The sequence below is a fragment of the Amycolatopsis tolypomycina genome, assembly GCF_900105945.1.
Taxonomy (GTDB): domain Bacteria; phylum Actinomycetota; class Actinomycetes; order Mycobacteriales; family Pseudonocardiaceae; genus Amycolatopsis; species Amycolatopsis tolypomycina.
Genome location: NZ_FNSO01000002.1, coordinates 512,776 through 524,467 on the forward strand (window position 1 = coordinate 512,776; position 11,692 = coordinate 524,467).

The window sequence follows — 11,692 nt, forward strand, 5'->3', positions numbered from 1 at the left end:
TGGCATGAGCAGTGCGACGGAGCCGCTCGGGACGCCGCCCGAGGACGAACCGGACATCCACACCACGGCCGGCAAGCTGGCCGACCTGTACCGCCGGTACGACGAGGCGGTGCACGCCGGCTCGGCCCGCGCGGTGGAGAAGCAGCACGCCAAGGGCAAGAAAACCGCTCGTGAACGCATCGAGCTGCTCCTCGACGAGAACTCCTTCGTCGAGCTCGACGAGCTGGCCCGGCACCGCTCGACCAACTTCGGCCAGGAGAAGAACCGCCCGTACGGCGACGGCGTCGTCACCGGCTACGGCACCGTCGACGGCCGTCCGGTGTGCGTGTTCAGCCAGGACGTGACCGTCTTCGGCGGCAGCCTCGGCGAGGTCTACGGCGAGAAGATCGTCAAGGTGATGGACCTGGCGATCAAGACCGGCCGCCCGATCATCGGCATCAACGAGGGCGGCGGCGCGCGCATCCAGGAGGGCGTCGTCTCGCTCGGCCTGTACGGCGAGATCTTCAACCGGAACGTCAAGGCGTCCGGCGTCATCCCGCAGATCTCGCTGATCATGGGCGCGAACGCGGGCGGGCACGTCTACTCCCCCGCGCTGACCGACTTCATCGTGATGGTCGACGAGACGTCGCAGATGTTCATCACCGGCCCGGACGTCGTCAAGACGGTCACCGGCGAGGACGTCACCTTCGAGGAGCTCGGCGGCGGCCGGACCCACAACACGAAGTCCGGCGTCGCGCACTACCTCGGCTCCGACGACGAGGACGCCATCGCCTACGTCAAGGAACTGCTCTCCTACCTGCCGCAGAACAACCTGTCGGACGCGCCGGTGTTCGAGCCGTCGGACAGCCCGGCCGGGTTCTTCGAAGACGTCACCGACGCCGACCGCGAGCTCGACACGATCATCCCGGACTCGCCGAACACCCCGTACGACATGCACGAGGTGATCACCCGCGTCGTCGACGACGGCGACTTCCTCGAGGTCCACGAGCTGTTCGCGCCGAACATCATCGTCGGCTTCGGCCGCGTCGACGGCCACAGCGTCGGTGTGGTGGCCAACCAGCCGACGCAGTTCGCCGGCTGCCTCGACATCGACGCGTCCGAGAAGGCCGCGCGGTTCGTCCGCACCTGCGACGCGTTCAACATCCCGGTGCTCACCTTCGTCGACGTCCCGGGTTTCCTGCCGGGCACCGACCAGGAGTGGAACGGCATCATCCGCCGCGGCGCGAAGCTGATCTACGCCTACGCGGAAGCCACGGTCCCGCTGGTCACGGTGATCACGCGCAAGGCCTTCGGCGGCGCGTACGACGTCATGGGCTCGAAGCACCTCGGCGCCGACATCAACCTGGCCTGGCCGACCGCGCAGGTCGCGGTGATGGGCGCCCAGGGCGCGGCGAACATCGTCCACCGCAAGACGCTGGCCAACGCGGCGAACGAGGGCAAGGACGTCGACGCGCTGCGCGCCGAGCTGATCCAGGAGTACGAGGACACGCTGCTGAACCCGTACGCGGCGGCCGAGCGGGGGTACGTCGACTCGGTGATCGTGCCGGCGCACACCCGCGGGCACGTCGCGCGGGCGCTGTCCCTGCTGCGGAACAAGCGGGAGTCGCTGCCGCCCAAGAAGCACGGGAACATCCCGCTGTGAGCGCCGAAAAGCCCTTGCTGCGGGTGGTCCGCGGAAACCCGAGCGACGCCGAGCTGGCGGCGCTGACGGCGGTCGTCGCCGCGGCGTCGGTCGCGAAGACGCCGGAGAAGCCGAAGCCGCGTACGTCGTGGTGGGGCGATCGCGCGGCTTCGCTGCGTCGGCCGCTTCACCCCGGCGAAGGCGCTTGGCGCGCTTCGGGTCTGCCTCAGGGCTGATAGGCGTCGAGGAAGACCGTCGGGGCTTCGTTCTCCCGCACGATCGTGCCCAGCAGGGCCGCGAGCCGGTCGCGGTCCGGGGTGCTCAGGGGCGCCGCCAGTTCGTCGACCCGGCGGCAGGTCGCGGCGAAGAAGTCCTCGGCGAGTTCGTGGCCTTCCGCCGTCAGCAGGACCTGGACGGCCCGGCGGTCGTCCGGGTCGGGCTCGCGGCGGACGAGCCCGCGCCGGACCGCGCGGTCGACCAGGCCGGTGAGGCTCGACTTTTCGAGGCCGAGCGTGGCGCCCAGTTCGCCCATGCCGTACGGCCGGCCCATCAGCACGCAGAGCAGCTGCCCCTGCTGCACGGTGAGGCCGTACTCGCGGGCGGACTCGGCGTAGACGGCGTTCACCAGGAACGACGCTCGCACGAGCCCGGCCACCACACCGAGGTCCACCCCGCTCTTCCCCATCCGGTCAGCCTAGGGCTTCCCGCACCGCGGGCACGATCTCCTCGGCCCAGCGCGCGACGGCGGCCTCGTCGGGCGCGCTGCCACCGGGCCCGAACAGCACGAACCCGGCGGCGTCGTGCTCCAGCACCGCGCCGGTCAGTTCTTCGACCCACTGGGCGGGCGAGCCGCCGATCCAGCGGCCGTCGCCGGTGCGGGTCCGCGCGAGCGGCTCGGCCGTGATGCGGCCCGGGAAGTTGTAGACGGTGGCGATCTCCCCGGGGTCCCGCCCGGCATCGACGGCGGCCTTGTCGATCAGCGGCCGCGAGGTGCGGTAGCGCTCGCTGAGCCAGTCGGCGGCGTGCCCGGGCATCCACCCGTCGGCAACGCGCCCGGTGACGGCGAGGGACTTCGGCCCGACCGACCCGGTCCACACCGGCGGCATCGCTTCGGCGGCCGGCTCCAGGTCCGTGACCTGGTAGAACTCGCCGTCGAAGGTCACCGGCGCACCGCCCCCGCCGAGCAGCTTCACGAGCCGGATGCCTTCTTCGAAAGCCCGAACGGCCTGCCCGGGCGTGAGCTTGGCGAAGCCGAGCCGCGCGATGTCGTCCCACAACCCGCCAACGCCCATCCCGAGCACGATCCGGCCCCCGGTGAGAGCGGACAGGCTCGTCACCGTTCGCGCGAGCATCGACGCGGGCCGCGTCGGCAGGTTGGTGACGCTGACCAGGCCGGAGACCCGTTCGGTCCGCCCCAGCAGGACGCCGATTTCGGCGTACGCGTCAAGCCGGTCGGCGTGGTAGGGGTGATCGGAGACGGTGACGAGGTCAAGCCCACCCCGATCGGCCTGGACGGCCCGCGCCAGGGTGTCGGCCGTGGCGGAGACCGCCGTCGATACGCCGATGCCGAAGTGCACCATGATTCCTCCCAGTTAGTTCGTACTACGAACATAGCACGGATAGTTCTTGGTGCGAACTAGTTGCGGACACCGGCGCCCGGGGACGGCGGCGGAAAACCAGTCGAGCCGCGAGCGATCGCTTGCTACCTTGGGCAGGCACTCCCGGTGCGAAGCCCTCGGTTACTTCTTGCTGTAAACGAGACCCCGCGGGCAACGAAGATCTCGGGAGCCACGGCCACACCGATGCCCGGTGCGCAGGCGAGGGTTACTTCCGCTTCCAACGGGCAGGTCGGGGGTTCGAATCCCTCCCGGACCGCGCCAGGTCCGGTAGCTCAGTGGCCTAGAGCAGCTAATGTTCCTTCACCGACTTCGATCTCGGGCATCGCTGTGGCCGTGGCTCCCTCCACTACAGGGGGAGAAATGAGCAAGTTCAACACCGCACGAGCGCCCGCCGCGACCTCTCCGGTCCGCGGCGAGGCCACGCCGTCCGCCGTCACGCACCAGGGCGGGGCCGGGTACCTGCGCGACACCCGGGCCGAGCTCTTCCTGCTCGCCGTCACGAACATGGTCGGTGAGCACACCTTCTACGAGTCCGCGGCCACGCGCGACACCCGGTACGCCGAGCTGGTCCGGCAGTCCACCTTGGACGATCCACAGTGGACAGCGCGGTTCCTGCGCTGGCTGCGCTCCGGCGCGCACCTGCGGACGGCGTCGCTCGTCGGTGCCGCCGAGTTCGCCAAGGCGCGGCGGGACGCCGGCCTCGACGGGCTGAGCCGTCAGGTCGTCGCCGACGTGCTGCAGCGGGCCGACGAGCCCGGCGAGCTGCTCGCCTACTGGATCTCCGTGTACGGCCGCGCCGTGCCGAAGCCCGTCAAGCGCGGGGTCGCCGACGCCGCCGTGCGGCTCTACGACGAGCGTTCCTTCGTCAAGTGGGACTCCGCCGCGCGGGCGTTCCGGTTCGCCGACGTCCTCGAGCTGACCCACCCGGCAGGCGGGGGTGAGCTGTTCAAGCACATCCTCGACGAGCGGCACGACCGCGGCAACGCTGTCCCGGAGTCCCTGGCGACCCTCCGCCGGCGTGCCGAGCTCATGAGCTGGGACGTGGGCCGCCGGCGCGAGCTGTTCGACCGGCCCGGGGCGGCGGGCGTCCTGCGCGTGGCGGGCATGACCTGGGAGTCCGTCGCGGGGTGGCTGCAGGGTCCGCTGGACGCGCGCGTCTGGGAGGCGCTGATCCCGTCGATGGGCTACACGGCCCTCCTGCGGAACCTCCGCAACTTCGACGAGGCCGGCGTCTCGGACGACGTCGCGCAGCAGGTCGCCGAGCGGCTCGCGAGCCCGGTGCAGGCCGCGAAGTCGCGGCAGCTGCCGATGCGGTTCCTGGCCGCGCACCGCGCCGCGCCGTCGCTTCGGTGGGGCTGGGCGCTCGAGCGGGCCATCTCGCACGCGCTGGCCAACGTGCCCGCCCTGAACGGCCGGACGCTCGTCCTCGTCGACACGTCGGCGTCGATGAACAACTCGTTCAGCAAGGACGGCAGCCTCCTGCGGTGGGACGCCGCCGCGGTGTTCGGGCTGGCGCTCGGCCGCCGGTGCGCGAAGGCCGACGTCGTCTCGTTCTCCGACGGCTACTGGGACCGCAGCCAGGGCACCAAGGTGTTCAAGCTGCGCCGGGGCGGTTCGCTGCTCGGCGACGTCGAGCGCTGGAAGTCCGGCGGGTACTTCATCGGCGGCGGCACCGACACGGTGGGCGCCGTGCAGAAGCACTTCGCGAACCACGACCGCGTCGTGATCCTCACCGACGAGCAGGCCGCGGCCGGTGACGTCGGGAAGGCGCTGCCCGCGCACGTGCCGCTGTACACCTGGAACCTGGCGGGGTACCGGGTCGGCCACGCGCCGTCCGGCGGGGCGCACCGGCACACGTTCGGCGGCCTCACCGACCAGGCCTTCCGGATGATCCCGCTGCTCGAGCGGGGCCGGAACGCCGACTGGCCCTTCTGAGAAACCCGGGTAAGAGACGCCGTCCAGGCCCCCGTGACGAGATCATGGGGGCCTGCACGCCGTGTCCGGACCGTCACCGGAATGACCGTGGACCGTCGCTTAGTCCGCACCGTATAGTCCACGTGGAATAACCGACATGGAGGGATCTGGTCATGGCCTCGCCCAAGCTGACCACGCTCGGCATCGCCGTGCTGGAGCTGCTGCACGAGAAGCCCATGCACCCGTACGAGATGGCCGCGCTCATGCGCGAGCGGTACGTCGACATCCGGGTCAACGTGAAGGCGGGCTCGCTCTACCACACCGTGGAACGGCTGCACCGCCACGGTTTCATCGAGATCGTCGACACCCAGCGCGACGGCAAGCGGCCCGAACGGACCGTCTACGGCATGACGCAGACGGGGCTCGACGAGTTCAACCAGCGTGGCCGCGAGCTACTGGGGGACGTCGCCACGGAGTTCCCCGCCTTCCTGTCCGGGCTCGCCGTGATCGACGAACTGGGGCGCGAAGCGTCCCTGAACGAGCTCGAAACCCGGCTCATGCGGCTGCGCGCCGCCGTGGCCGCCGACGAGGCGGTGCGGCAGCGCCTCACCGAGGACAAGACGCCGGAGATCTACTGGCTCGACTGGCGCTACCAGTGCGACCACCGGAAGTTCGAGCTCGAGTGGACCGAGCGGCTCCTCGACGACCTCCGCTCCGGGCGGGTCCCCTTCGTGGACGACGGACAACCCAAGCTCACCCTCATCACCAGGGAAGACGACGATGAACGCAAGACAAGCTAACCCGTGGGCCGCGCTGGGCGCGCTGTGCCTCGGCTTCTTCATGATCCTGCTCGACACCACGATCGTGACGATCGCGATCCCGACCATGCTGCGCGACCTGAACGCCGGGCTGAACTCGATCGTCTGGGTGATCAGCGTCTACCTGCTCACCTACGCCGTGCCGATGCTGTTCACCAGCCGGCTCGGCGACCGCTTCGGCCCGAAGCGCGTGTTCCTCGCCGGGCTCGTCGTGTTCACCGGCGCGTCGCTGTGGTGCGGCCTGTCCGGCAACGTCGAAATGCTCATCGCCGCGCGGGCCGTGCAGGGCCTCGGTGCCGCGCTGATGACGCCGCAGACGCTGGCGTTCATCACGCACCTGTTCCCGCCGGCCAAGCGCGGCCCGGCCATGGGCATGTGGGGCGGCGTCGCCGGGCTGGCGACCATCGCCGGTCCGCTGCTCGGCGGCGTGCTGGTCGACCACTTCGGCTGGGAGTGGATCTTCTACGTCAACGTGCCGATCGGCGTGATCGCCGTCGTGCTCACGCTGCTGCTGGTCCCCGACTGGCAGCCGAAGCACTCGCATTCGTTCGACGTGCTGGGGATCGTGCTCTCGAGCGCGGCATTGCTCTGCATCGTGTTCGGCGTGCAGAACGGCCAGCAGTACGACTGGGGCACGGTCTTCGGCGGGATCACGGTGTTCGAGATCATCGGCGCCGGCGTGGTGCTGATGATCGCCTTCCTCGTGTGGCAGCGCCTCAACAAGCGGGAGCCGCTGCTGCCACTGAAGGTGTTCGCGAACCGGAACTTCTCGGCCGGGACGCTCACCGCGACCACCGTCGGCTTCGCGATGACCGGCATGTTCCTGCCGCTGGTCATCTACATCCAGTCCGTGCTCGGGCTGAGCCCGACCATGGGCGGCCTGCTCACCGCGCCGATGTCGCTGCTGTCCGGGATCATCGCGCCGTTCGTCGGGCGCGCGTCGGACAAGGTGAACGGCAAGTACCTGGTGATGTTCGGCCTGGCGGCGCTCGCGGCCGGGCTCGGGATCATCGCCCTGCAGGCGACGCCGGACACCAACCCGTGGTCGCTCGTCCCCGCGCTGCTGGTGTGCGGGCTCGGCATCGGCTGCATCTTCTCGCCGATGAGCAACCTGACGATGGGGTCGGTCGAGCCGCGGCTGGCCGGCACCGCGTCCGGCATCTTCAACACCGCCCGCCAGGTCGGCGGCGTGCTCGGCAGCGCGGCGATCGGCGTGCTGCTGCAGGCGCGGATCAGCGCGTCCATCGCGGACGAAGCCACGAAGGCGGCTTCGCAGCTGCCCGAGCAGTACCGGGCGCCGTTCGCCGAGGGGATCGCGCACGCGGCGGCGAGCACCGGGGAGTTCGGCTCGGCGGGCGGTCCGGCGCCGATGCCGGGGCTGCCCGCGGAGATCGCCGCGCAGGCGGGGCGGCTGGCGACCGAGGCGGTCCACAGTGGACTGACCGACGCGGCCCGCGTGACGATGCTGCTGCCGATGGGCGTGCTCCTGCTCGGGGTGGTTTCCGCCGCCGTGCTGCGGCGGGTCAAGCCGCGCTGGGAAACTCCGGCGCCCGAGGCCGCCGCGGTCTGAAACCCGTGCGAGCCTCCGGCGTCGGGAACCGGAGGCTCGCACGGACCGCGGGAGCGGTGCTCTAGCGGCGGCGGTAGGACAGGCCGTACCCGTACGGGAACAGGCCCTGCTTGCCGTCACCGGCGTTGATCGGCTGCTGGGAGGCGCTCCTCGGCCACGTGAAGCTCAGCTTCCCGGCCGGGTTGTGGTCGCCGTAGAGGACGTCGGCGACGCCCGCGCCCTCCGAGCCGGGCAGCCACGCCGCGACCAGGCCCCGGATCGAGGGCAGCTGCGCGGAGATGTCCACCGGCCGCCCGGACACCGTCACCACGACCAGCGGCACGCCGGACGCCTTCAGCTTGGTGAGGAGGGCGACGTCTTCGGCGTCGAGGACGACTCCGCCCGGCCGGTCTCCCTGCCCCTCGGCGTACGGCGTTTCGCCCACCACGGCGACAGCGACCTTGTAGCTCGAGTTGATTCCGCTACCCGCACGGTCATAAGTCACCACCGTGCCTTTCCCGGCACCGGCCTTGATGCCGTCGAGGATCGTCGTGCCCGGGATGACCCGCGTGCCGCTCTGGCCCTGCCAGGTCAGCGTCCAGCCACCCGCCTGGTTGCCCATGTCGTTGGCGTTCTTGCCGGCCACGAAGATCCGGTTGTCCTGCTTGGCCAGCGGCAGCACGCCGTCGTTCTTCAGCAGCACCTGCGACTCGCGCACGGCCTGCCGCGCGACGGCGTGGTTGGCGGCGCTGCCGAAGTCGCTCTGCAGCGAGCGGTCGGTGTACGGGCGCTCGAACAGGCCGAGTTCGAACTTCTTCGTGAGGATCCGCCGGTTCGCGTCGTCGATGCGCGCCATCGGGATGTCCCCGTTCAGGACTTCGGCCTTCAGCGTGGCGACGAACTTCTGGTAGTCGTACGGGACCATGACCATGTCCATCCCGGCGTTGACGGCCTGCTTGACCTCGACCGCGGTGAACCCGGTCTGGCCGTCGATCTGGTCGATGCCGTTCCAGTCGGAGACCACGAACCCGGAGAAGCCCAGCTCGCCCTTGAGCAGGTCGGTGATCAGGAACTTGTTGCCGTGGTCCTTGACGCCGTTCCAGCTGTTGAAGCTGATCATCACCGAGCCGGCGCCGTGGGCGATCGCGGCCTGGAACGGCGGCAGGTGGATGCGCCGCAGCTCGTCCAGGGTGATCTGGGTGTTGCCCTGGTCGACGCCGCCGGTGGTGCCGCCGTCGCCGATGAAGTGCTTGGCCGACGCCAGCACGGACGTCGTGTCGCCGAGCGCGGCGCCCTGCAGGCCCTTGATGACGACGGAGTTCGCGACGGCGTTGTCGGGGACTTCGCCGAAGGACTCGTACGTGCGGCCCCAGCGGTCGTCGCGGGCGACGCACAGGCAGGGCGCGAAGGCCCACTTGACGCCGGTGGCCGCGGTTTCCCGCGCGGTGATCGCGCCGATCCGCTGGGTCAGCTGCGGGTCGTTCGCGGCCCCCAGGCCGATGTTGTGCGGGAAGATCGTGGCGCCGGCGACGTTGTTGTGGCCGTGCACGGCGTCGGAGCCGTAGAGGATCGGGATGCCGAGGCCGGTTGTCGTCGCCACCCGCTGGTAGGCGTCGATCATGTCCGCCCACGCCCCCGGCGTGTTCGGCGTCGGCGTCGAACCGCCGCCGGAGAGGATGGAGCCGAGCCGGGCGGCGGCGGCCTGGGCGGGTGTCGCGGAGCCGCGCTCGCCCTGGGTCATCTGCCCGACCTTGTCGTCCAGGGTCATCCGCGCCAGCAGGTCCGTGACGCGGTCGGCGACCGAGGCGCTCGGGTTCTTGTAGAGCGGCGTCGCGGTGGCGGCGGAGGCCAGCGGGACGACGGCCGTTCCCGCGAGGAGCAGGCCGGCCAGGACAGTGGTTCGCAATGATCTCGTGGTGCGGAGGAGCGGCATCGGTTCTCCGTGACAATCCGTCGATCCATAAGTTGCGAGCCAAAACAAATTAACCCGCCTCCGGCGTGACGCCGGTCACAATTCGGTCACGTCCCCCTGGTCAAGTAAGTTTCAGTCGTGCAGTTCGTCCTCGCCTCCCAGTCCCCCGCCCGCCTCGCCCTCCTGCGCTCGGCGGGCCTCGACCCCGCCGTGTTCGTCTCCGGCGTCGACGAGGACGCGGTCGCCGCGTCGCTCACTGATCCCTCGCCGTCCGAGCTGGTCACGGCCCTTGCGGCGGCCAAGGCCGAGGCGGTCGTCGACCAGGTCGCCGCGGCCCACCCGGACGCCGTCGTCGTCGCCTGCGATTCGATGCTTTCGATCCACGGGCAGATGGTCGGGAAGCCGGGGTCGCCGGACGTCGCGCGGCAGCGCTGGGCCGCGATGGCGGGAACATCCGGTGAACTCCTCACCGGCCACGCGGTCGTCCGGCTCGACGGCGGGACGCGCGCGAAGGAGACGTCCGGCTGGGAAGCGACCACCGTCCGGTTCGGCACGCCGACGCCCGAGGAGATCGACGCCTACGTCGCGACCGGCGAGCCGCTCGACGTCGCCGGCGGCTTCACGATCGACGGCCTGGGCGGCTGGTTCGTCGAAGGGCTCGACGGCGGCCACACGAGCGTCATCGGGATCAGCCTGCCGCTGACGCGCCGGCTGCTGGCCGAGGTCGGCGTGAGTGTCGTGGATCTCTGGCGACGTTCCGCATCCTGAGAAAGGCACCACACCTTCGGGTGAACCGGAAGAGTCCTCTCTTGCCTAACGTTCTCGTTACCCGGCAAGACCAGAAACTTTCGAGCACCGGAGTCGCCCCGTGTCTTTCGTACGGACATACACCAAGCCGCGGGTGTTCGCGGCCGCGGTTCTCGGCTCGCTCGTCGTCGGCGCCCTCCTCGGCGTCGTCGCACGGCAGACCGAGGCCGGCTGGCTGACCGATCTCCTCGACCAGATCGGCACCATCTTCACCACGCTGCTGCAGATCGCGGTGATCCCGCTGGTCTTCACGGCGATCGTGGTCGGCATCAACAGCCTCCGGAAGCTCGGCGGCGGCCGCACCGCCGCGCGCCTCGGCGGCAAGACGGTGCTGTGGTTCGCGATCACGTCGTTCATCGCGTCGCTGATCGGCATCGTGGTCGGCCGGATCTTCAACCCCGGCGCCGGCGGGCTCGGCGGCGTCGAGGCGACCGCCAAGAACGCCGACCGGGCGGCGCAGAGCGTCGACCACTGGGGCTCGTGGAGCGCCTTCGTGAACGGGCTGCTGCCCGAGAACTTCGTGAAAGCGTTTGCCGACGGCGAGACGCTGCAGGTGCTGTTCCTCGCGCTGGTCATCGGCGCGGCCGCCTACAGCCTGGGTGATCGCGCGAAGCCGTTCGTGGACTTCACGACGAGCGTGTTCGAGATCATCCAGCGCTACCTCGGCTGGATCGTCCGGCTGGCCCCGATCGGCATCATCGGCCTGATCGGCGCGGCGGTGTCGAACTACGGCGACGCGCTGTTCCGCCCGCTGTTCTCCACCACGCTCGCGGTGTACGTCGGCTGCCTGCTCGTGCTGTTCGTCGTCTACCCGATCCTGCTGCAGTTCGTGGCGAAGGTGAGCCCGCTCAAGTTCTTCGCGAAGGCGGGCACGGCGATCCAGTTCGCGTTCGCCTCGCAGTCGTCGGCCGCGACGCTGCCGCTGACCCGCCAGTCCGCGGTCAACCTCGGTGTCCAGCCGGCGTACGCGGCCTTCGCGACCCCGCTCGGCAGCGCGACGAAGATGGACGGCTGCGCGGCGGTGTTCCCGGCGATCGCGGCGATCTTCGTCGCCAACCTGGCCGGGGTGTCGCTGAACTTCTGGCAGTACGCGGGCATCGTCGTGGTGGCCGTGGTCGGCGCACTGGCGACCGCCGGGACCACAGGCTGGCTGACGGCGTTCACGCTGACGACGTCGTTCATCGGCCTCGACGCCAAGCAGGTGGCGCTGGGCCTGGCCCTGATCTACTCGGTCAACCCGATCATGGACATGATGCGCACGGCGACGAACGTGGCCGGCCAGATCACGGTGCCGGTGATCGTGGCGCGCAGCGAAGGCCTCCTCGACGACGAGGTCCTCGACGCCCCGACCGACCGTCCCGAGCACACCGACGACGGCTCCTCGGCCCGCCACACGGCCCCGGCTCCCGCCTGACCCACGCGCCCCAATGTGGCGTTGGTTGCGTCCAACGC

The 11,692-nt window shown here is 70.3% G+C and carries 10 protein-coding genes; 7 read left to right on the forward strand and 3 right to left on the reverse strand.

Translation table 11 applies throughout. From position 1 onward, the window contains the following. Window positions 1-4: 4 nt before the first annotated feature. Both BLW76_RS03980 and BLW76_RS03985 read left to right on the forward strand, forming a co-directional pair. Window positions 5-1,642 carry an acyl-CoA carboxylase subunit beta gene (locus tag BLW76_RS03980; protein WP_091304483.1) on the forward strand — a complete coding sequence of 546 codons (1,638 nt, stop codon included), beginning with the start codon at window positions 5-7 and terminating at the stop codon, window positions 1,640-1,642. Next, window positions 1,639-1,857 (forward strand): acyl-CoA carboxylase subunit epsilon, encoded by a 219-nt coding sequence (locus tag BLW76_RS03985; protein WP_091304484.1) that lies wholly within the window; start codon window positions 1,639-1,641, stop codon window positions 1,855-1,857. The genes BLW76_RS03980 and BLW76_RS03985 overlap by 4 nt, the downstream gene beginning before the upstream one ends. On the opposite strand, the gene BLW76_RS03990 is transcribed toward BLW76_RS03985, so the two are convergent. After that, window positions 1,848-2,306, reverse strand: a complete 459-nt coding sequence (locus BLW76_RS03990; protein WP_091304485.1) for a MarR family winged helix-turn-helix transcriptional regulator — start codon at window positions 2,304-2,306, stop codon at window positions 1,848-1,850. The two genes, BLW76_RS03985 and BLW76_RS03990, sit on opposite strands and share 10 nt — an antisense overlap. Before the next feature lie 4 nt (window positions 2,307-2,310). Next, window positions 2,311-3,201: an LLM class flavin-dependent oxidoreductase gene (locus BLW76_RS03995; RefSeq protein ID WP_091304486.1), complete on the reverse strand. Its 891-nt coding sequence runs from the start codon at window positions 3,199-3,201 to the stop codon at window positions 2,311-2,313. A gap of 399 nt (window positions 3,202-3,600) precedes the next feature. Here BLW76_RS03995 and BLW76_RS04005 point away from each other — a divergent pair, with 399 nt between their 5' ends. The 3 genes from BLW76_RS04005 to BLW76_RS04015 all read left to right on the forward strand — a co-directional run bounded on the left by BLW76_RS04005 (window position 3,601) and on the right by BLW76_RS04015 (window position 7,542). After that, the gene (locus BLW76_RS04005) at window positions 3,601-5,175 is read left to right on the forward strand and encodes a TROVE domain-containing protein (RefSeq protein WP_091304487.1); all 1,575 of its coding nucleotides are present in this window, start codon (window positions 3,601-3,603) and stop codon (window positions 5,173-5,175) included. Between the two features lie 152 nt (window positions 5,176-5,327). Continuing rightward, window positions 5,328-5,954, forward strand: a complete 627-nt coding sequence (locus BLW76_RS04010; protein WP_091304488.1) for a PadR family transcriptional regulator — start codon at window positions 5,328-5,330, stop codon at window positions 5,952-5,954. Beyond that, the gene (locus BLW76_RS04015) at window positions 5,935-7,542 is read left to right on the forward strand and encodes a DHA2 family efflux MFS transporter permease subunit (protein ID WP_091304489.1); all 1,608 of its coding nucleotides are present in this window, start codon (window positions 5,935-5,937) and stop codon (window positions 7,540-7,542) included. The genes BLW76_RS04010 and BLW76_RS04015 overlap by 20 nt, the downstream gene beginning before the upstream one ends. Window positions 7,543-7,603: 61 nt before the next feature. Here the strand turns inward: BLW76_RS04015 and BLW76_RS04020 are convergent, their stop codons facing one another. Next, a complete protein-coding gene (locus tag BLW76_RS04020; RefSeq protein WP_091304490.1) occupies window positions 7,604-9,454 on the reverse strand; it encodes a glycoside hydrolase family 3 protein in 1,851 nt (616 codons plus the stop codon). A 117-nt stretch (window positions 9,455-9,571) separates the two neighbouring features. On the opposite strand from BLW76_RS04020, the gene BLW76_RS04025 reads away from it, so the two are divergent. Next, complete coding sequence (locus tag BLW76_RS04025) at window positions 9,572-10,201, forward strand: Maf family protein (RefSeq protein ID WP_091304491.1); 630 nt, start codon at window positions 9,572-9,574, stop codon at window positions 10,199-10,201. A 100-nt stretch (window positions 10,202-10,301) separates the two neighbouring features. Beyond that, complete coding sequence (locus BLW76_RS04030) at window positions 10,302-11,654, forward strand: dicarboxylate/amino acid:cation symporter (protein ID WP_167384459.1); 1,353 nt, start codon at window positions 10,302-10,304, stop codon at window positions 11,652-11,654. Window positions 11,655-11,692: the final 38 nt, after the last annotated feature.

What these genes read in the sequence shown, in the direction of transcription:
- BLW76_RS03980 (WP_091304483.1), top strand. Translation starts at nt 5, where the DNA reads ATGAGCAGTGCGACGGAGCCGCTCGGGACGCCGCCCGAGGACGAACCG.
- BLW76_RS03990 (WP_091304485.1), bottom strand. Translation starts at nt 2,306, where the DNA reads ATGGGGAAGAGCGGGGTGGACCTCGGTGTGGTGGCCGGGCTCGTGCGA.
- BLW76_RS03995 (WP_091304486.1), bottom strand. Translation starts at nt 3,201, where the DNA reads ATGGTGCACTTCGGCATCGGCGTATCGACGGCGGTCTCCGCCACGGCC.
- BLW76_RS04005 (WP_091304487.1), top strand. Translation starts at nt 3,601, where the DNA reads ATGAGCAAGTTCAACACCGCACGAGCGCCCGCCGCGACCTCTCCGGTC.
- BLW76_RS04010 (WP_091304488.1), top strand. Translation starts at nt 5,328, where the DNA reads ATGGCCTCGCCCAAGCTGACCACGCTCGGCATCGCCGTGCTGGAGCTG.
- BLW76_RS04015 (WP_091304489.1), top strand. Translation starts at nt 5,935, where the DNA reads ATGAACGCAAGACAAGCTAACCCGTGGGCCGCGCTGGGCGCGCTGTGC.
- BLW76_RS04020 (WP_091304490.1), bottom strand. Translation starts at nt 9,454, where the DNA reads ATGCCGCTCCTCCGCACCACGAGATCATTGCGAACCACTGTCCTGGCC.